The sequence below is a fragment of the Pseudarthrobacter sp. lyk4-40-TYG-27 genome, assembly GCF_030209295.1.
Classification (GTDB): Bacteria; Actinomycetota; Actinomycetes; order Actinomycetales; family Micrococcaceae; genus Arthrobacter.
Genome location: NZ_JARVSH010000007.1, coordinates 179,116 through 198,209, shown reverse-complemented (window position 1 = coordinate 198,209; position 19,094 = coordinate 179,116). Strand labels below are relative to the sequence as shown.

Below are 19,094 nucleotides of genomic sequence, written 5' to 3'. Positions count from 1 at the left end.
GCGGGCCCGGGGTTGTGCCTGGACTAGGCAGGGCAGAATCCGCCCGGAAGGGCCACGCCGTCCACCACGGGGCAGGGGTTGAAGGTGAAGATCACCAGGGTGCCCAGCAGGATGATGACCACGGCGGCTGCGTAGAGGACGGTCTTCAACCAGCGCCGCGTCCCCGTCTTTTCGGCGTAGTCGTTAATGATGGTCCGCACGCCATTGGTGCCGTGCAGCATTGCCAGCCACAGCATGGCCAGGTCCCAGAACTGCCAGAACGGGTCCGCCCACTTGCCGGCGACGAAACCGAAGTCAATGGCATGGATGCCTTCGCCGACCATGAGGTTCACGAACAGGTGCCCGAAGATGAGGACCACCAGCACCACGCCGGAGAGGCGCATGAACAGCCAGGCGATCATCTCGAAGTTGCCGCGCGAACCGCCGCTGCGGCGGTACTGGGGAGCTACCCGGCCGCTGCGGGGGCTCTCGATGGTTGCAGTCATGGCTTAGTGACCTCCGAGGGCGAGGGACAGGTGGCGGATGGAGAACGCAAGCATGGTCACGATCCAGAGGGCCAGGACTGCCCACAGCATCTGCCGCTGGTACTTGGCGCCCTTCTTCCAGAAGTCGACCGCGATGATCCGCAAGCCATTGAAGGCGTGGAACACGATCGCGGCCACAAGCCCGGTCTCGCCCAGCGCCATCAGCGGGTTCTTGTAGGCGCCGATCACAGCGGTGTAGGCCTCCGGCGACACACGCACCAAGGAGGTGTCCAGGACGTGGACCAACAAGAAGAAAAAGATCACTACACCGGTTATGCGGTGTCCTACCCAGGACCACATGCCTTCACGGCCGCGGTACAAGGTGCCAGCTGGTTTTGTCGGCACTGATAAACCTCCCTGCAACACAGCGGCGCTGGCATGAGATCCATGCGGGGGGAACGCCTGCTGCGAGAGCACTCGTAGCTCAGGCCTAAATCTAGGCTTCGCTTACAGCTTATTCAATTTAGGAGATTCTTGGAGACCAGTGCTGGAGCGGTTTTTCGGCGAGAATGAGACGAACGCCACACGGATGCGGTGATTTGGGCCATGCGATGACGGAGCGCGCCGGTGGACAGCCCGTGGCGGGCCGCCGCCGCCGGCCGTGGGCCGTCAGCTAAAGTAGCGGTGATGAGTACAGACAAAGTGACAAGCCCGGCCTCACCCCTTGACCGCTTCATTGCGGTGATTCCGGCAGGCGGAGTGGGGACCCGCCTCTGGCCCCTGTCACGAGCAGCAGCTCCCAAGTTCCTTCACGATCTCACAGGATCGGGCAGCACCCTGCTGCGTGCCACCTACGACCGGCTCCACCCGCTCGCGGGCAGCCGGGTGCTGGTGGTCACCGGAAAAGCGCACCGCGACGCCGTGTGCCGCCAGCTTCCCGAGGTCCAGGACGCGGACCTTGTCCTGGAATCGGAGCCCAAGGACTCCGCAGCGGCGATCGGCCTCGCCGCAGCCATCCTGCACGCGCGGGACCCGGACACCATCATGGGGTCCTTCGCCGCCGACCAGGTGATCAGCCCGGACCACCTCTTCCAGGACGCCGTCCGGGAGGCAATCCATACCGCCGCGGCCGGCAAGATCGTGACCATCGGCATCAAGCCCACGCACCCGTCCACCGGGTTCGGGTACATCCGCTCCGGCAAGGAATTGCACATCGACGGAGCTCCGAGCGCCCACGATGTGGTGGAATTCGTCGAAAAGCCCGACGAAGTGGTGGCCCAGCAGTACGTCGACAGCGGTGACTACGTGTGGAACGCCGGCATGTTCGTAGCCCCCGTGGCACTGATGCTCAAGCACCTCGAGGCCAACCAGCCGGAGCTGTTCAAGGGCCTGCAGGAAATCGCGCAGGCCTGGGACACCCCCGAACGCGACGAGGTCACTGCCCGGATCTGGCCCACCCTGCCCAAGATCGCCATCGACTATGCAGTGGCCGAGCCCGCCGCCGAAGCCGGGGACGTCGCCGTCGTGCCCGGGACCTTCCGCTGGGACGACGTTGGCGACTTTGCCTCCGTCGGGCGGCTCAACAGCGCCAAGGAAGTGGACGACGTCACCGTCCTGGGCGAAGGAGCGCGGGTATTCACGGAGAACTCAAGCGGTGTGGTGGTCACGGACACCAAGCGCGTCATCGCCCTGATCGGCATCCAGGATGTGGTCATCGTGGACACGCCGGACGCGCTGCTGGTCACCACCATGGCCAACTCCCAGCGGGTCAAGGCAGCGGTCGACGCCCTCAAAGCCAGCGGGGACACGGACGTCCTTTGATCGCCCTACCTGCCGGCGCGTCACGGGGCCGGCAGGTTCACGTTGTAACGGGGCGTCAGTGAATGGCCCTTATCGGGGCCGTGATCGCTAGAGTAAAACAGTGCGCAATTACACTACTGAAGCCGAGCCCACCGCCTTGGTGGCGCCGTGGCTTGAACCGCTCCTGCCGGAACTGATCGAATTCCGGCGGGACCTCCATGCGCACCCTGAGCTTTCCTTCAAGGAGTTCCGCACCACCGACAAGCTTGCGGAGAGGCTGGAGGCCGCCGGGCTGAGCCCCCGCCGGCTCGAAGGCACCGGCCTGACCGTGGACGTCGGCGAAGGCCCCATCGCCACCGCGCTGCGGGGTGACATCGACGCCCTCCCCATCATCGAGGAAACCGGCTTGGCTTTCGCGTCCAAGAACCACGGCGTCACCCACGCCTGCGGCCACGACGTGCACACCACCACCATGCTGGGCATTGCCCTGGTGTTGCAGCGCATGCACCAGGAATCGCCCCTGGGCGCTACGGTGCGGATCATCTTCCAGCCCGCAGAGGAAACCATGCCCGGCGGGGCGCACGCGTGCATTGAGCAGGGCGTGCTGGAGGGAGTTCCCAGGATCCTCGCGCTGCACTGCGACCCCCGCATCGAAGTGGGCAAGGTCGGAACCCGGATTGGCGCCATCACCTCTGCCTCGGACACCATCCGCATTGAACTGTCCGGCCGCGGCGGCCACACGTCCCGACCGCACCTCACCGAGGACCTCGTCTTCGCGCTTGCCCAGATCGCCGTCAACGTTCCGGCCGTCCTGTCCCGCCGGGTGGACGTCCGCAGTGGCGTGTCCGTGGTGTGGGGCCAGATCACCGCCGGATCGGCGCCCAATGCCATTCCCGGCTCGGGCTACATGGCCGGAACCATGCGCTGCCTGGACCGTGACGCCTGGCACGCCGCCGGCGAACTCCTCGACGAGGTGGTCCACCAGGTGGCCGCGCCGTATGGGGTGGACGTCCACCTGGAGCACACCAGGGGAGTGCCGCCCGTGGTGAACTCGGAACACGAAACGGCGATTATCGAGGCGGCTGCGCGCGCAGAGATCGGCGAAAGCGCCGTGGTGCTGACCCCGCAATCCATGGGTGGCGAGGACTTTGCCTGGTTCCTTGCGGAACTTCCGGGAGCCATGATGCGCCTGGGCACCAAGACGCCGGGCGGGGAGGACTACGACCTCCACCGCGGCGATTACATCCTGGACGAGCGATCGCTGGGCCTGGGGATCCGCGTGCTCACCGCGGCAGCGTTGAGGACCATCAGGGACATCGAGCAGCCGCCCGCGCTGTAGCCGCGCGGCACACCGTCCACGCCGCGTCCGTGCCGTGGCGGCTTGTTTGCGCCGGCGCTGCTAACGCTGGTGGATCACGACGACGGTCAACGGGATGGTCTCGTGAGTCCAGTTGAGTTGTGCACAATCTAATTGTGGGCTATTGTTTTCTCATGACCGAAGCTCCCCGCCTGGACCGCCAAGTGTGTTTTGCCTTGTATTCGGCTTCCCGGGCCGCCACCGCCGTGTACCGGCCAGTGCTGGATGAACTGGGGCTCACTTACCCGCAGTACTTGGTGATGCTGGTGCTGTGGGAGGACGAGCCCCGTGGGGTCAAGGAACTTGGCGGGGAGCTCGGGCTGGACTCGGGGACCCTGTCGCCCCTTCTCAAGCGGCTGGAAGCACTGGGGCTCGTGGAACGCCGCCGTTCAGGCGAGGACGAACGGCGCGTTGCCATTCACCTCACGACGGCAGGCCGGGAACTCAGCGTCCCGGCCCGGGCCATCCCGCAGCGGCTGGCTGACGCCGCCGGACTCTCGCACGGAGAGCTCGAACAACTGCGCGCCACCCTGGGCAAGCTCACGGCCGCACTGCACCAGTCGCTCTAAGCGGCGCGCCACACTGCACCATCCCACCTACAGGACGGACATTTTTCGTGAAGACTCTCTACACCGCCGAGGCGCTTGCCTCCGGCGAAGGCCGTGACGGCACTGCACGCAGCAATGACGGCAAGCTGGCCGTGGACCTGGCCAGCCCCGTGGAGCTGGGCGGCAGCGGCCGCGGGACCAACCCTGAGCAGCTTTTTGCCGCCGGGTACGCCGCCTGCTTCCACTCCGCACTGCGCCTGGTGGGCCGCAAGGCAGGCGCCGACCTCACCGATTCGGCCGTTGCGGCGAAAGTCCACCTGGGACAGCTGGACGGCGGAACGGGCTTCGGGCTTGCCGCCGAACTGGAAATCGCCCTCCCGGCGCTGGATCTTTCCACCGCCGAGGAACTGGTGGCCAAGGCGCATGAAGTGTGCCCCTACTCGAACGCCACCCGGGGCAACATCACCGTCGACATCAAGATTTTGGAGTACGCAGCATGAGCACCGCACTTGCCACCAGCACCCGTGAAATCCGCCTGGCCTCGCGCCCTGTAGGCCGTCCTGCCAGCGATAACTTCGAGCTCGCCGAGTCCCCGCTGCCCGCCCTCGAGGACGGCCAGATCCTGGTCCGGAACCTCTTCATGTCGGTCGACCCCTACATGCGGGGCCGGATGAATGATGTGAAGTCCTACTCCGCGCCGTTTGCCGTGGGCAAGGCGCTCGACGGCGGCGCGGTAGGCGAGGTGGTCGCGTCCCGTTCGTCGGCACACAAGGAGGGCGACGTCGTCGTGCATTCCCTCGGCTGGCGGGAGTACGCCGTGGTTGACGGCGCTGCAGCCACCCCGGCCCGAACTGACCTGGCCCCGGCTTCCGCCTTCCTTGGCGCCCTGGGCATGACCGGGCTGACCGCCTACTCCGGCCTCTTGAAGGTCGCCGAATTCAAGCCGGGGGACGCCGTGTTCGTCTCCGGTGCCGCCGGTGCGGTGGGCTCCCTGGTTGGCCAGATCGCTAAGGCCATGGGCGCCTCCCGCGTGATCGGCTCCGCCGGTTCGCCGGCCAAGGTGGCCCGGCTGCTGGAGCTCGGTTTCGACGCAGCCTTCGACTACCACGATGGTCCCGTGCTGGACCAGCTGCAGAAGGCCGCCGGCCCAGCCGGCATCGACGTCTACTTCGACAACGTCGGCGGCGAACACCTCGAGGCGGCCCTGGCAGTCCTCAACGTCGGCGGCCGGGTGGCAATGTGCGGTGCCATCGCGCAGTACAACTCCACCGAACCGACTCCGGCGCCCCACAACCTGATGCAGGCCATCGGCAAGCAACTGACGCTCCGCGGCTTCCTGGTAGGCGGTCAGCGGCAGCACGCGGCGGAGTTTGCCGAGAAGATGTCCGGCTGGCTGGCCGACGGCACCGTGCGCTACGACGAGACGATCGTGGACGGACTGGAGAACGCGCCGCAGGCGTTCATGGATCTCCTGGACGGTGCGAACACCGGAAAGATGCTCGTCCGGCTGTAGCCCGTCGCTTACAACTAAAGAACAATCAGCAGTAGGGGCGCCTCCTTTGGAGGCGCCCCTACTGCTTGGTAACAACTTGTAAACAATCTTCGGGGTCAGCTTCCGACGTGCTATGGGGACGTGGCGCAGGCCACTAAAGTAAGTGCCATCAGTGCGCTCCGGCGCAGTGCTGCGTGCCTTCAGTGAAAACAGAATTTCAGCGCCGAAACGGACACTCATTGAATCTCAGCCCGTAGTGCCACTCGCATCATCCCTGGAGGAAAATTGAAGAAATCACTGCGTGCCGGCTTCAAGCGCGGTTCAATGGCCGGTGTGGCCACCCTCGGTGCGTCCGCCTTGCTGCTGACCGGCTGCGGGGCCGCCCCGTCCGCGTCCGGCCCCTCGGGTTCAGCCACCGCCTCGGACTACACCGCCTGCATGGTGTCCGACTCCGGTGGATTCGACGACAAGTCGTTCAACCAGTCCGGCTACGAGGGACTGCAGGCCGCCGTCAAGGACCTTGGCATCAAGGAGAAGCACGTCCAGTCCAAGGCTGACACCGACTACGACCCCAACCTCCGCTCCATGGTCCAGCAGGGCTGCAAGCTCACCGTGACCGTCGGGTTCCTGCTCGGCGATGCCACCAAGTCCATCGCGACGGCCAACCCGAACAGCCACTTCGCGATCATCGACTACAACGACCCCACCTTCCCCAAGAACGTCAAGCCGATCGTCTATGACACGGCCCAGGCCGCGTTCCTGGCCGGCTACCTGGCAGCAGGCACGTCCAAGACCGGCAAGGTGGCAACCTTCGGCGGCATCAACATCCCCACCGTCACCATCTTCATGGACGGTTTTGCCGACGGCGTGAAGTACTACAACGAAAAGAAGGGCAAGAGCGTCCAGCTCATCGGCTGGGACAAGGACAAGCAGGACGGCACCTTCGTCGGCGACTTCAAGCAGGTGGACAAGGGCAAGGTCCTCACCCAGGGCTTCCTCGACCAGGGCGCAGATATCGTCCTTCCCGTGGCCGGACCCGTCGGCAGCGGCGCGGGCAGCGCGATCCTCGACGCCAAGTCCAAGGGCAAGGATGCCAAGCTCATCTGGGTTGACTCCGATGGCTACCTGACGGCCCCCGACTACAAGTCCGTGATCCTTTCTTCTGTCCAGAAGACCATGGCCACCGCTGTGGAGACGGTCATCAAGGACGACAAGGACGGCAAATTCGACGCCTCGCCGTACATCGGAACCCTTGCAAACGGCGGCGTTGCCCTGGCTCCCTTCCACGACCTCGATTCCGCCGTGCCGGCGGATCTCAAGGGCGAACTGGACCAGCTGAAGAAGGACATCATCTCCGGCACCGTCAAGGTCGAGTCGAAGTCCAGCCCCACCAAGTAAGCACTGAACAGCGGGGCGCGCTGCCCTTCCGCCGTTACCCCGGCCGGAGGGCAGCGCGTTCTGTTTTGCTGGCAACGCACGCTTGCCAGCGCCATGCAGGCGTTACTTTTCCTGCCTGCCCGCCCTGCCCAGAAACCACCCGTAACACTAGGCTGGGACTACCCGCTGCCTTGCCGCCGACAGCGCGGCGGAGCAGATCCATACACACACAGATTGGTTGGGGTTTTGAAACTCGAACTGAAGGGGATTACGAAGCGATTCGGGTCCCTGGTAGCCAATGACCACATCGATTTGGTCGTCGAACCGGGGCAGGTGCACTGCCTCCTGGGCGAGAACGGCGCAGGGAAATCCACCCTGATGAACGTGCTCTACGGCCTGTACGATCCGACCGAAGGCGAAATCCTGGTCGATGGCAAGCCTGTCGTCTTCAAAGACCCCGGCGAGGCCATGGCGGCCGGCATCGGAATGGTCCACCAGCATTTCATGCTCATCCCGGTCTTCAGCGTGGCCGAGAATGTGGCGCTGGGCAATGAGACCACCAAGGCCGCCGGCCTGCTCAACCTGGAAGCTACGCGCGAGAAGATCCGCCGCATTTCGGACCAGTACGGCTTCGACGTCGACCCCGACGCCATGGTGGAGGACCTGCCCGTTGGCGTCCAGCAGCGGGTCGAGATCATCAAGGCACTGGTTCGAGATGCCGAGGTGCTCATCCTCGACGAACCCACCGCCGTGTTGACGCCGCAGGAGACCGACGAACTCCTGGACATCATCCGGCAGCTGAAGCGCGACGGGAAGTCGATCGTCTTCATCTCCCACAAACTGCGCGAAGTCAAAGCCATCTCGGACACCATCACAGTCATCCGGCGCGGCAAGGTGGTGGGGCAGGCGGACCCCACAGCTTCCCCCACCGAACTGGCGTCCGCCATGGTGGGCCGCACCGTGAGCCTGACGCTTGACAAGGCGCCGGCCAAGACGGGTGAGGTGACCTTCAAGGTCCGCAACCTGACCGTCACCGACCACAATGGACAGCACGTGGTCGATGACCTGTCATTCGACATCGCCAAGGGCGAGGTGCTCGCCATCGCCGGAGTGCAAGGCAACGGCCAGACGGAGCTGACCGAGGCGATCCTTGGCGTGCAGCCGCACGTGGCCGGGTCCATCACGCTCGACGGCGAGGAATTGTTGGGCAAGAGCGTTAAGCATGTGCTCGGTGCGGGTGTGGGCTTCGTCCCCGAGGACCGCACCCTTGACGGCCTGGTAGGCACGTTCACCATCGCCGAGAACATGATCCTGGACCTCTACGACAAGGCACCCTTCGCCCGCGGCGTGGGGATGAAACCGGGCCTCATCGCGGAGAACGCTGCCAAGAAGGTCGAGGAATTCGATGTCCGCACGCCCTCCGTATCCGCCGCGGTGGGCACCCTCTCCGGCGGCAACCAGCAGAAGGTCGTCCTGGCCCGTGAGCTCTCCCGCCCGCTCCGCCTGTTTATTGCCTCGCAGCCCACGCGCGGGCTTGACGTCGGCTCGATCGAATTCGTCCACAAGCGCGTCATCGCCGAACGCGACCACGGAACACCCGTCATGATCGTGTCCACGGAACTTGACGAAGTACTGCAGCTGGCAGACCGGATCGCGGTGCTCTACCGCGGCCGGCTGGTGGGAATCGTCCCCGCCACCACGTCCCGCGACGTCCTGGGCCTGATGATGGCCGGTGTCCCGGCCGCGGAAGCCGAAGCCAACGCCTCCGCCCATGCTTCCGGCGTAACGGCCGCACCGACGGTATCTGAGCCTGCCGGCCACGAAGGAGAAACCCATGTCTGAGAAGACAACCCCGGACCCGCTGGCCACAGGCAATAACAGCGCCCCGGAGCCCGCCCCGACCCAGGTGCCAGGCGGCATCACCTCCGAGGCCGTCGCCTCCGACGTCGCGCTCGACACCGCCGGCGGCCAGATGCCGCCGTCCGCCGTTCCGGCGGCCACCCAGCTGCGCGGCCGGGACCACCGGGACGGTGACGGATCCGTCCTGCACCAGATCTTCACCGGCAACGCCATGGTCTCCTTCCTCTCCGTGCTGCTGGCCATCGTGCTCGGCGGCATCCTCATGGCGGTGACCAACCCCAAGGTCGCCGTCACGGCCGGTTACTTTTTTGCCCAGCCCGGAGACCTCCTGACCGAGGTCATCCGTCCCTATACCGCACTGGTGCAGGGGTCCATCTTCAACTGGGCCGGCGCCGACCTGGCCGCCCAGCTGTACCCGATCACCGAGACCCTTACGGTCGCAACTCCGCTTATTTGTGCCGGGCTCGGCGTCGCGTTGGCGTTCCGCGCCGGCCTGTTCAACATTGGCGCCCAGGGGCAGATCATCTTCGGTGCGCTCTTCGGCGCCTACGTTGGCTTCGCCTGGCACCTGCCCATCGGCCTGCACCTGCTGGTCGTCATCCTCGCCGGCCTGGTTGGCGGCGCGGTCTGGGGTGGCGTCGTGGGCCTGCTGAAGGCGCGGACAGGCGCCCACGAGGTGATCGTGACCATCATGCTCAACTACATCGCCAACTTCCTGCTGCTCTTCCTGCTCACCACCCCCGCTTTCCAGCGCAAGGGTTCCACCAACCCGATCTCCCCGTTCCTTGACTCCACCGCGTTGTTCCCAGAACTGCTCGGACCCCAGTTCCGCCTGCACGCCGGGTTCCTGGTTGCGATAGCGGCCACCGCCTTCGTCTGGTGGCTGCTGAACCGCTCCACGGTCGGTTTTGAGTTCCGCGCCGTTGGGGCGAACCCGAACGCGGCCCGTACCGCCGGAATCAACGTTGCCCGCAGCACCATCCTGGTGATGGCGATCGCTGGTGCGCTGGCCGGCCTGGCCGGGGTGGCGCAGGTGTCCGGCACGGAAAAGTACCTCTCCGGCGGTGTGGCCGCTTCCATCGGCTTTGACGCCATCACCGTCGCTCTGCTGGGACGCTCCACGCCGTGGGGAACCTTCTTTGCGGGCCTGCTGTTCGGCGCCTTCCGCGCCGGCGGCGTGGCAATGCAGGCACAGACGCAAACCCCCATCGACATTGTGCTCGTCATCCAGTCCCTGATCGTGTTGTTCATCGCAGCACCGCCGCTGGTCCGTGCGATATTCGGACTCAACCCCCGTAAGAAGAAGACCACCACAAGTGGGACCGCAGGTTCGCATACCGGCGGCGTCAAGAGCGGAGCGGCAGCATGAGCGCCACCACACAATCTCCCGCGAGCAAACAACCTGGAACCGGGAAAACCACCGGAGCCAACCGTGCCGCAGGCCGGGCAGGGACAACGGAACTGGTGAGCTGGAAGGCCGGCGTCGGCCTGGGCCTGCTCGCCATCCTGGGCACCGTGCTGTTTGGATTCCTCGCCAACACAAAATCCGCCGGGTTCCGGATCGCCGAAGCCCGCGACCCAAACGCCTCGTCCACCGCAGCCTGGATCACCCTTGTCGTGGCGCTGGCTGCCGCCGGATACCTCGGCTACCGCTGGATCAGCCAGCGCCGCGAGGGCGGGGGAGCGGACCGCTGGATTCCCGCCACCACCATCGCTGCCGTCGTCGTCCTGGGCCTCGCCGCCCTCGGCGTTGCCCAGGTGGAGAAGATCACCGTGCCCTCGATGGTCTTCGGCTGGATTTGCGCCCTCTTGCTGCTCGGCCTGGCCGGGTACGCCATCCTGCTGACCCTGCAGCGGCGGCGCACCCCCGGATGGCTGGGCGGTCTCTTCGCGGTCGTCTTCCTGGTCGGGTTCATGATCTGGATCGTCGCCGGCGGCCGTGACCCTGAACCGTCCATTTCCCTGGGCGGCCTGATGGCAGGCGCGGTGACACTGGCCGTACCACTGGTGTTCGGCTCGCTGTCCGGAGTGCTGTGCGAACGGGCCGGCGTGGTCAACATCGCCATCGAAGGACAGCTCCTGCTCGGTGCTTTCTCCGCCGCCGTCGTAGCCACCGTGACAGGCAATGTCTACGTGGGACTCATTTCGGCGGCCGTCGCCGGTGCACTCGTGTCCCTGGTCCTGGCCGTGGTGAGCATCAAGTACCTCGTCAACCAGATCATCGTCGGCGTGGTCCTCAACGTCCTGATCAGCGGCCTCACCAGCTTCCTGTTCTCCACCCTGCTCACGGCGGACCCGGAACACCTCAACAAGCCCGGCCGGCTCCAGGCAGTGGACATCCCGTTTCTTGCCGACATCCCGATCATCGGACCCATCCTGTTCCGCCAGTCCCTGGTGGGCTACCTCATGTACGTGGCCGTGATCGTGGTCTACGTCGGGCTGTTCCACACCAAATGGGGCCTGCGGGTGCGCGCCGTCGGCGAACACCCCCAGGCGGCGGACACCGTGGGCATCAACGTCAACCGCACCCGCTTCATCAACGTCCTGATGGGCGGCGCGATCGCTGGAATCGGCGGTTCCTTCTTCACCCTGGTGTCGGTGGACGCCTTCAGCAAGGACATGTCCGGCGGTCGCGGCTACATTGCCCTTGCCGCCATGATCTTCGGGCGCTGGAATCCCATCGGGGCCTTTCTGGCCGCACTGCTCTTCGGGTTCGCCGACAACCTGCAGAGCATCATCACCATCATTGGCTCGCCCGTGCCCAGCCAGTTCATGGCGATGCTCCCCTACGCCCTGACCGTCATCGCCGTGGCCGGCCTGGTGGGGCGGTCCCGGCCGCCCGCAGCCGACGGCATCCCGTACGTCAAGGGGTGACCACGGTGACAGAAACCGGAGCCCCCGGCAATCAAGGCAAGCCCGGCGGAGGTACCGGCGTCGATTGGGCCGCCCTCGAGGCTGCCGCCGTTGCCGCCCTGGCAAATGCCTACGCGCCTTATTCGAATTTCGCGGTGGGGGCGGCCGCCCTCACCACGGATGGCCGGATCGTCAGCGGCTGCAACGTCGAGAACGCCAGCTACGGCCTCACCCTCTGCGCCGAATGCGCCTTGGTAGGCAACCTGCACATGACCGGCGGCGGCCAATTGCGCGCCTTCTACTGCGTCGACGCCGGCGGCACGGTCCTGATGCCGTGCGGCCGCTGCCGCCAGCTGCTGTACGAATTCCGCGCCCCGGACATGGAAGTCATGACCACCCAAGGCATCAGGACGATGGACCAGGTGCTGCCCGAGGCATTTGGCCCCCAACATCTGGAGGAGACCCGGTGACCCAAACCACCAGCAACGCCGAGGCATTCGATGCCGTGGACATCATCCGCATCAAGCGGGACAAAGGCACTCTGAGCCCCGAACAGATCGACTGGACCATCGACGCCTACACGCGTGGAGCCATTGCCGATGAACAGATGGCGGCCCTGAACATGGCCATCCTGCTCAACGGCATGGACCGGGCGGAAATTGCCCGCTGGACCGCCGCCATGATCGCGTCCGGGGAGCGAATGGACTTTTCCAGCCTTCGGCGCCCCGATGGCGGCCTGAAGTACACCACGGACAAGCACTCCACCGGCGGGGTAGGGGACAAGATCACCCTGCCGTTGGCCCCGCTCGTGGCAGTGTTCGGCGTCGCCGTCCCGCAGCTCTCCGGCCGCGGCCTGGGCCACACGGGCGGCACCCTGGACAAGCTTGAGTCGATTCCCGGGTGGCGCGCAAACCTGACCAACGGTGAGATCCTGGCCCAACTCCAGGACGTCGGGGCAGTGATCTGCGCCGCCGGCGCAGGCCTGGCCCCGGCGGACAAGAAGCTTTACGCGCTGCGTGACGTGACCGGCACCGTGGAAGCCATCCCGCTCATCGCCTCGTCCATCATGAGCAAGAAGATCGCCGAGGGCACGGGCTCGCTGGTCCTGGACGTCAAAGTGGGCAGCGGAGCGTTCATGAAGGATGAGTCCCGGGCCCGGGAACTGGCCGAGACCATGGTGGCCCTGGGCAAGGACGCCGGCGTCAACACGGTTGCGCTGCTGACCAACATGAACACGCCACTGGGCCTCACAGCCGGCAACGCCATCGAAGTCGAGGAGTCCGTGGAGGTCCTCGCCGGTGGCGGACCGGAAGACGTGGTGGAGTTGACCGTCAGGCTCGCCGAAGAGATGCTCGCCGCTGCGGGAGTGCACGACGCTGACCCCGCCGCCGCGCTCAAGGACGGCCGCGCCATGGACGTCTGGAACCGGATGATCTCCGCCCAGGGTGGCGATCCGCATGCCCCCCTCCCGGCAGCCAGGGAATCCGATGTCGTCTACGCCCCCGCAGACGGAGTGCTGGTGGAACTCGACGCCCTGGCCGTCGGGGTGGCCGCCTGGCGGCTGGGGGCCGGCCGTGCCCGCAAGGAGGATGCCGTCCAGGCCGGGGCCGGGGTGCGGATGCATGCCAAACCGGGCGCCACCGTCAGGGCCGGGGAACCCTTGATGACCCTGCTCACGGACACACCGGACCGGTTTGCCCGCGCCCGGGAAGCTCTCGAACACGCGGTGGTCATCGCGCCGGATGGTTCACGGCCTGCCCAGCAGCTCATCATTGACCGCATAGCATAGGTACCAATGCAGGCCATCAACGACTTCATCCTCGCCGCAGCCGGACAGCCCTGGGTGCTGGTCCTGGTGCTGGCGTGCTGCGTCATTGACGGCTTCTTCCCGCCCGTGCCCAGTGAATCCGTGGTGGTGGGCCTCGCCGCCGTCGCCGCCACCGCGGATGTCCCCAACCCCCTGCTTCTGGCAGGGGTGGCTGCCGCCGGAGCCTTCGCGGGCGACAACATTGCCTACCTCCTGGGCCGGCGGGTGGGCACCACCCGCTGGGCCTGGATGCGCGGACCGCGGATGCAGGCCGCCTTCCGCTGGGCGGGCCGGGAACTGCGCAAGCGGCCGGCGTCGCTGATACTGGTGGCCCGGTTCGTTCCGATCGGCCGCGTGGCGGTCAACCTGACCGCCGGAGTCACCCACTATCCCCACCTGCGGTTCGTGGGTCTGACGGTCCTTTCCGCAAGCCTGTGGGCCGGATACTCCGTGACGATCGGGCTGTTCTTCGGCCAATGGTTCGAGGACAACCACGTCCTGGGCGCCGCGATCGCCATTGTCTGTGCCGTAGCCCTGGGCATCCTGGTGGACCTGGTGATCAACAAATTCCGGGGTAAACCCAACGTGGTGGAACGGATCCGGGAACCCGGGACCTGAGCCCCGCGTTTAACCGGATAATTCCGGGCGCCGGGGCGTAGCGTACTGCGTCCCCGCCATGGGACACTTAGGAACGATTTCCGCTTTGGCTGCGGCGCTTCGGCCGTGCCATTTTTTTACAGGAGCAACACCGCGTGGAGTTTATTAATGAGGCCGTGCTCCATGCAGCGGGCCAGTGGTGGATCTACCCCGTACTGCTGGTGTTCTTCTTCGTGGACGGCTTCGCCATGGTGGTGCCCAGTGAGACCCTCATTGTGGCTTTGGCGGCTTTCTCGCGGCACAGCGGCGAACCCAATCTTTGGATCCTTGGTCTGACCGCCCTGATCGGCGCGATCTGCGGCGACAACATGGCCTATATGCTCGGCCGAAAGATCGGACTGGACCGGTGGGCGTGGATGCGCCGGCCCAAGGTCCGGAAAGTCTTCGCCTGGGCCCGCTACGAGCTCGAGAAGCGCGGAGCGGTCCTCATCTTCACCGCCCGGTACATCCCTTGGGGCCGGGTGGCCGTCAACTACGTGGCCGGCAGCACCGGGTTCTCACACCGCAGGTTCTTCGTCTTCGACGCCTTTGCCTGCGTCACATGGGTGGGCTACTCCCTGGGCATCGGGGTGCTGGCCAGCTCCTTCCCATGGCTGCACCACAACCCGCTCCTGAGCGCCGGCATCGCCGTCGTCTTTGCGATAGTCCTGGGCGTCGTGATCGACCACGCCCTGCGCTGGTGGCACAAACGGCTCGGACGCCACGATGCGCCCGAGGCTGACGCCGACGTGGACGGATGGGCCGAAAACACCCCGGGCCAGGAAGGACGGCCCGGCACCCGGCCCCTAACGGTGCCATCGGCCGATGCGGGTCCCGCAGCCAAGTAGCGGCTGGCTTTGAACCCCGCCCCACCCTAAGGTGGGAACGTGACTGAGCCCATTCTTGACGCTGCCCCTGCCATTGATTTCGACCTGAAGAGCCTGCCCAAGGTTTCCCTTCACGACCACTTGGACGGGGGACTCCGTCCGGCCACGATTATCGAGCTGGCGGAAGCCGTGGGGCACACCCTCCCCTCGACGGACCCGGTTGCCCTGGGGGAGTGGTTCCGCGAATCCGCCGACTCCGGGTCCCTGGTCCGCTACCTGGAAACCTTCGACCACACCGTGGCCGTAATGCAGACCTACGACGGCCTGTTCCGCGTGGCCAAGGAGTTCGTCGAAGACCTGGCGGATGACGGCGTGGTCTACGGCGAGGTCCGGTGGGCGCCGGAGCAGCACCTGCAGAAGGGGCTCAGCCTGGATGAAGCCGTGGAAGCGGTCCAGGACGGCCTGGAAGCCGGCGTCGAGGCCGTGTCGGAGAGCGGCCGGGAGATCCAGGTGGGCCAGCTGATCACCGCCATGCGCCACGCGGACCGCGGCCAGGAAATCGCCGAACTCGCCGTGCGCCACCGCAACCAGGGCGCAGTGGGCTTTGACATCGCAGGGGCGGAGGACGGCTTCCTGCCCAGCCGTTTCAAGGACGCGTTCACCTACCTGGCCCAGCACAACTTCCCCGCCACGGTGCACGCCGGCGAGGCTGCGGGGCTGGAGAGCATCCAGTCTGCACTGGTGGACGGCCGCGCCCTCCGCCTGGGACACGGCGTCCGGATCGCCGAGGACATCATGGTGGAATTCGACGATGACGACGAGGCCGTCGACACCGTCGGCCTGGTCACCCTCGGCGACCTCTCCAGCTGGGTTCGTGACCGCGGCATCGCCCTGGAAATCTGCCCGTCCTCCAACCTCCAGACGGGAGCCATCGCCGAATTTGGCGAGGGTATCGAAAGCCACCCGCTGGACATGCTGTACCAGCTGGGCTTCAATGTCACCATCAACACCGACAACCGCCTGATGAGCGGCGTCACGCTGACGGACGAGTTCAACCTGCTGGTGGAGACGTTCGACTACGACCTTGACGACCTGCTGGAGCTGACCCTGAACGCGGCCGAGGCGTCCTTCCTGCCCTTGGAGGAGAAGGAAGCACTGGTGGAATACATCAACGACGCCTACGCCAACCTTGGCTGACCAGGATCCTCCTCCCGGCAGCTCCGCCACTGCGGAGCTGCTGGAAAAGATGGCCCAGCTGCGCGAGCACTGCCCCTGGATGGGTGCCCTGACGCACGCCTCGCTGGTGGAATACCTCCTCGAGGAGGCTTACGAGGTGGCTGAGACCATTGAGGAGGGCCACCCCGACGCCGAACTCCAGGGCGAGCTCGGTGACGTCCTGCTCCAAGTGGTGCTGCACGCCCGCCTTGCCGAGGAACGAGGCGCGTTCACGTTCGACGACGTCGCGCGCGGACTGGCTGCCAAAATGGTCCGCCGGAACCCCCACGTCTTCCGGCCCGACGGTTCCCTGCAGGACACCTTCCCTGCCACCGTGGCGGAAATCGAGCAGACGTGGGATGCGGTCAAACGGGCGGAGCGCCCGGAGCGGCGCCATGCCTTCGAAGGAGTCCCCGCTGCCCTCCCGGCGCTGGCCAAGGCGCAAAAATCGCTCGACCGGGCGGCCCGGGCAGGGCTCGGGCTGCCCGACGGGGTTCCCGTCCCCGAAAGCGAGGAAGAACTGGGAACCCTGCTGCTCGCCGTCGTGCGTTCCGCCCGGGACCGCGGCATGGACGCCGAGCGCGCCCTCCGTACCGCCGTACGCCGCTACCACGGCGACCAAGCGGCATCATGACGTCCGGGCCTTGACCGGTTTGAGTAACCCGGAGCACTCTCGACTACGCTAGTCCCTGACGAGTACGTCGAGTTTTCTGCCTGATTCCCCCCGTTAATCGCCCATAAGGAGCAAATTCATGGCGCTTATCGATGCCATCCACGCCCGCGAGATCCTTGATTCCCGCGGCAACCCCACTGTTGAAGTTGAAGTCCTGCTGTCCGACGGCCAGATCGGCCGCGCCGCAGTTCCCTCCGGTGCTTCCACCGGTGAGCACGAAGCCGTTGAACTGCGCGACGGCGACAAGGGCCGCTACCTCGGCAAGGGCGTGCAGAAGGCCGTCGACGCCGTGATCGACCAGATCGCCCCCGCCCTGACCGGCTTCGACGCCACCGACCAGCGCAGCATCGACCAGGCCATGCTGGACCTGGACGGCACCCCCAACAAGGGCAAACTCGGCGCCAACGCCATCCTGGGCGTCTCCCTGGCCGTCGCCAACGCTGCCGCAGCATCCGCCGACCTGCCCCTCTACAAGTACCTGGGCGGCCCGAACGCCCACGTCCTGCCCGTGCCGCTGATGAACATCCTCAACGGTGGGTCCCACGCCGACTCCGACGTCGACATCCAGGAATTCATGATCGCCCCTATCGGCGCCGAAACCTTCTCCGAGGGCCTGCGCTGGGGCGTTGAGGTGTACCACAACCTCAAGTCCGTCCTGAAGGAACAGGGCCTGTCCACCGGCCTGGGCGACGAGGGCGGCTTCGCCCCGAACCTGCCGTCCAACCGCGCGGCACTGGACCTGATCCAGGAAGCCATCAAGAACGCCGGCTACACCCCGGGCAAGGACATCGCCCTGGCCCTGGACGTCGCCTCCTCCGAGTTCTTCAAGGACGGCTCCTACCGGTTCGAAGGCAAGGCCCTGTCCGCCAGCGAGATGAGCGCCTACTACGCCGAACTCGTTGCCGACTACCCGCTGGTGTCCATCGAGGACCCGCTGGACGAGAACGACTGGGAAGGCTGGAAGACCCTCACCGACGCCATCGGCGACAAGGTCCAGCTGGTGGGCGATGACCTCTTCGTCACCAACCCGTCCATCCTGCAGCGCGGCATCGACACCAAGACGGCCAACTCCCTGCTGGTCAAGGTCAACCAGATCGGTTCCCTGACCGAGACCCTGGACGCCGTCAGCCTGGCCCAGCGCGCCGGCTACACCACCATCACCTCGCACCGCTCCGGTGAAACCGAGGACACCACCATCGCCGACATCGCGGTGGCCACCAACGCAGGCCAGATCAAGACCGGCGCACCTGCCCGCTCCGAGCGCGTTGCCAAGTACAACCAGCTGCTGCGCATCGAAGAGGAACTCGACGACGCCGCACGCTACGCCGGCCGCAGCGCGTTCCCGCGTTTCAAGGGCTAGTAACCGGCTAAACCCATCGGCGGTGGCTATGGTTGGAAGACCATAGCCACCGCTGTTGCTTTTCGCAGCAATGGTCCCAGCAGTGTTTGTCCAGCACAGATAGTGGCGGCCCAGGGAGGCTGCGTTTCAGGAGTGTCATGGCTACCCGCCGCCCCAAAGTTCCCAAGGTCGCCCCCGCCCGTCCGGCAAAGGATACGGCCGACGACGGTACCTCCGGCGGGGCGGAGGTCATCCGGGCGGATTTCCGCCCGGCCAAGGACACCGGCGCCGCAGGCGCGTCACCGGGACATGGCGCCGGCAGCCGCGGAACTGCAAGCCGCCCGGCCGGAAAGTCGGGGGAGGCAACCACGCCCAAGGCGTCCGCCGGACGCAAGGGCAGCAGCTCCATTGACGGCAAGGACGGCCGGGACAGCGATGGCGATCAGCACCCCGTCCCCGCCAAAGCGTTCTCCGGCCGCATGCTGGCCCTGGCCGTGGTGATGGTGGCCATCACCATCATGCTGGCGCCCACGGTGAAGATCTTCTTCGATAAAAAGGCCGAAATCGACGCGCTGAATGCCGATATCGCCGCACGCCAGGCCCAGGGGGATGCCCTCCGGCAGCAGGTTTCGCGGTGGCAGGACCCCAACTACGTCAAGCAGCAGGCCCGCGACCGCATTAATATGGTTATGCCGGGCGAAACCGGCTACTGGGTTTTTGGCAGCGATGAACCGGCCGGAGAGAGCAGTAGCCCCGCCGGCGCAACAGCACAAGACCCCGCCGATCTGCCGTGGGTGGATTCCCTGTGGGAGTCCATCAGGCGCGCGGCCACAGACTGAACCGCAC

Annotated in this window: 19 protein-coding genes; 17 read left to right on the top strand and 2 right to left on the bottom strand. The window is 66.0% G+C overall.

Annotated elements, in window-relative coordinates:
- Positions 1 to 23: 23 nt before the first annotated feature.
- Both QRM96_RS15045 and sdhC read right to left on the bottom strand, forming a co-directional pair.
- The gene (locus QRM96_RS15045; RefSeq protein ID WP_018761927.1) at positions 24 to 485 is read right to left on the bottom strand and encodes a succinate dehydrogenase hydrophobic membrane anchor subunit; all 462 of its coding nucleotides are present in this window, start codon (positions 483 to 485) and stop codon (positions 24 to 26) included.
- A 3-nt stretch (positions 486 to 488) separates the two neighbouring features.
- Positions 489 to 869 (bottom strand): succinate dehydrogenase, cytochrome b556 subunit, encoded by a 381-nt coding sequence (gene sdhC / locus QRM96_RS15040; protein ID WP_081624141.1) that lies wholly within the window; start codon positions 867 to 869, stop codon positions 489 to 491.
- A 282-nt stretch (positions 870 to 1,151) separates the two neighbouring features.
- Here sdhC and QRM96_RS15035 point away from each other — a divergent pair, with 282 nt between their 5' ends.
- The 17 genes from QRM96_RS15035 to QRM96_RS14955 all read left to right on the top strand — a co-directional run bounded on the left by QRM96_RS15035 (position 1,152) and on the right by QRM96_RS14955 (position 19,087).
- The gene (locus tag QRM96_RS15035; protein WP_026264626.1) at positions 1,152 to 2,285 is read left to right on the top strand and encodes a mannose-1-phosphate guanylyltransferase; all 1,134 of its coding nucleotides are present in this window, start codon (positions 1,152 to 1,154) and stop codon (positions 2,283 to 2,285) included.
- A gap of 100 nt (positions 2,286 to 2,385) precedes the next feature.
- Complete coding sequence (locus tag QRM96_RS15030) at positions 2,386 to 3,603, top strand: amidohydrolase (protein WP_109863486.1); 1,218 nt, start codon at positions 2,386 to 2,388, stop codon at positions 3,601 to 3,603.
- 152 nt (positions 3,604 to 3,755) lie between these two features.
- A complete protein-coding gene (locus QRM96_RS15025; protein ID WP_018761923.1) occupies positions 3,756 to 4,190 on the top strand; it encodes a MarR family winged helix-turn-helix transcriptional regulator in 435 nt (144 codons plus the stop codon).
- 47 nt (positions 4,191 to 4,237) lie between these two features.
- A complete protein-coding gene (locus QRM96_RS15020; RefSeq protein WP_109863485.1) occupies positions 4,238 to 4,669 on the top strand; it encodes an organic hydroperoxide resistance protein in 432 nt (143 codons plus the stop codon).
- On the top strand, positions 4,666 to 5,682 hold the full coding sequence (locus QRM96_RS15015; protein ID WP_285320116.1) for an NADP-dependent oxidoreductase: 1,017 nt from the start codon (positions 4,666 to 4,668) through the stop codon (positions 5,680 to 5,682). The genes QRM96_RS15020 and QRM96_RS15015 overlap by 4 nt, the downstream gene beginning before the upstream one ends.
- 264 nt (positions 5,683 to 5,946) lie before the next feature.
- A complete protein-coding gene (locus QRM96_RS15010) occupies positions 5,947 to 7,059 on the top strand; it encodes a BMP family lipoprotein (protein ID WP_109863483.1) in 1,113 nt (370 codons plus the stop codon).
- A gap of 225 nt (positions 7,060 to 7,284) precedes the next feature.
- Positions 7,285 to 8,880, top strand: a complete 1,596-nt coding sequence (locus tag QRM96_RS15005) for an ABC transporter ATP-binding protein (RefSeq protein ID WP_018761920.1) — start codon at positions 7,285 to 7,287, stop codon at positions 8,878 to 8,880.
- Positions 8,873 to 10,267, top strand: coding sequence for an ABC transporter permease (locus QRM96_RS15000; RefSeq protein ID WP_285320115.1), 1,395 nt, complete (start codon positions 8,873 to 8,875; stop codon positions 10,265 to 10,267). The genes QRM96_RS15005 and QRM96_RS15000 overlap by 8 nt, the downstream gene beginning before the upstream one ends.
- The gene (locus tag QRM96_RS14995; protein ID WP_285320114.1) at positions 10,264 to 11,772 is read left to right on the top strand and encodes an ABC transporter permease; all 1,509 of its coding nucleotides are present in this window, start codon (positions 10,264 to 10,266) and stop codon (positions 11,770 to 11,772) included. Before QRM96_RS15000 ends, QRM96_RS14995 begins: the two co-directional genes overlap by 4 nt.
- A 5-nt stretch (positions 11,773 to 11,777) precedes the next feature.
- Positions 11,778 to 12,221: a cytidine deaminase gene (locus QRM96_RS14990; protein ID WP_285320113.1), complete on the top strand. Its 444-nt coding sequence runs from the start codon at positions 11,778 to 11,780 to the stop codon at positions 12,219 to 12,221.
- Positions 12,218 to 13,540, top strand: coding sequence for a thymidine phosphorylase (locus QRM96_RS14985; RefSeq protein ID WP_018761916.1), 1,323 nt, complete (start codon positions 12,218 to 12,220; stop codon positions 13,538 to 13,540). Before QRM96_RS14990 ends, QRM96_RS14985 begins: the two co-directional genes overlap by 4 nt.
- A gap of 6 nt (positions 13,541 to 13,546) precedes the next feature.
- A complete protein-coding gene (locus QRM96_RS14980) occupies positions 13,547 to 14,176 on the top strand; it encodes a DedA family protein (protein WP_285320112.1) in 630 nt (209 codons plus the stop codon).
- A gap of 134 nt (positions 14,177 to 14,310) precedes the next feature.
- Positions 14,311 to 15,042 (top strand): DedA family protein, encoded by a 732-nt coding sequence (locus tag QRM96_RS14975; RefSeq protein ID WP_018761914.1) that lies wholly within the window; start codon positions 14,311 to 14,313, stop codon positions 15,040 to 15,042.
- A gap of 39 nt (positions 15,043 to 15,081) precedes the next feature.
- Positions 15,082 to 16,218: an adenosine deaminase gene (locus QRM96_RS14970; RefSeq protein ID WP_285320111.1), complete on the top strand. Its 1,137-nt coding sequence runs from the start codon at positions 15,082 to 15,084 to the stop codon at positions 16,216 to 16,218.
- Positions 16,219 to 16,297: 79 nt separating this feature from the next.
- Entirely contained in the window at positions 16,298 to 16,870 is a 573-nt protein-coding gene (locus QRM96_RS14965; protein ID WP_081624148.1) for a MazG nucleotide pyrophosphohydrolase domain-containing protein, read from the top strand.
- A gap of 118 nt (positions 16,871 to 16,988) precedes the next feature.
- Complete coding sequence (eno, locus tag QRM96_RS14960; protein WP_285320110.1) at positions 16,989 to 18,269, top strand: phosphopyruvate hydratase; 1,281 nt, start codon at positions 16,989 to 16,991, stop codon at positions 18,267 to 18,269.
- Between the two features lie 137 nt (positions 18,270 to 18,406).
- Positions 18,407 to 19,087, top strand: coding sequence for an FtsB family cell division protein (locus QRM96_RS14955; protein WP_285320109.1), 681 nt, complete (start codon positions 18,407 to 18,409; stop codon positions 19,085 to 19,087).
- The last annotated feature ends 7 nt before the right edge of the window (positions 19,088 to 19,094 follow it).

What these genes read in the sequence shown, in the direction of transcription:
- QRM96_RS15045 (WP_018761927.1), bottom strand. Translation starts at nt 485, where the DNA reads ATGACTGCAACCATCGAGAGCCCCCGCAGCGGCCGGGTAGCTCCCCAG.
- QRM96_RS15035 (WP_026264626.1), top strand. Translation starts at nt 1,152, where the DNA reads ATGAGTACAGACAAAGTGACAAGCCCGGCCTCACCCCTTGACCGCTTC.
- QRM96_RS15025 (WP_018761923.1), top strand. Translation starts at nt 3,756, where the DNA reads ATGACCGAAGCTCCCCGCCTGGACCGCCAAGTGTGTTTTGCCTTGTAT.
- QRM96_RS15015 (WP_285320116.1), top strand. Translation starts at nt 4,666, where the DNA reads ATGAGCACCGCACTTGCCACCAGCACCCGTGAAATCCGCCTGGCCTCG.
- QRM96_RS15000 (WP_285320115.1), top strand. Translation starts at nt 8,873, where the DNA reads ATGTCTGAGAAGACAACCCCGGACCCGCTGGCCACAGGCAATAACAGC.
- QRM96_RS14995 (WP_285320114.1), top strand. Translation starts at nt 10,264, where the DNA reads ATGAGCGCCACCACACAATCTCCCGCGAGCAAACAACCTGGAACCGGG.
- QRM96_RS14980 (WP_285320112.1), top strand. Translation starts at nt 13,547, where the DNA reads ATGCAGGCCATCAACGACTTCATCCTCGCCGCAGCCGGACAGCCCTGG.
- QRM96_RS14965 (WP_081624148.1), top strand. Translation starts at nt 16,298, where the DNA reads ATGGGTGCCCTGACGCACGCCTCGCTGGTGGAATACCTCCTCGAGGAG.
- eno (WP_285320110.1), top strand. Translation starts at nt 16,989, where the DNA reads ATGGCGCTTATCGATGCCATCCACGCCCGCGAGATCCTTGATTCCCGC.
- QRM96_RS14955 (WP_285320109.1), top strand. Translation starts at nt 18,407, where the DNA reads ATGGCTACCCGCCGCCCCAAAGTTCCCAAGGTCGCCCCCGCCCGTCCG.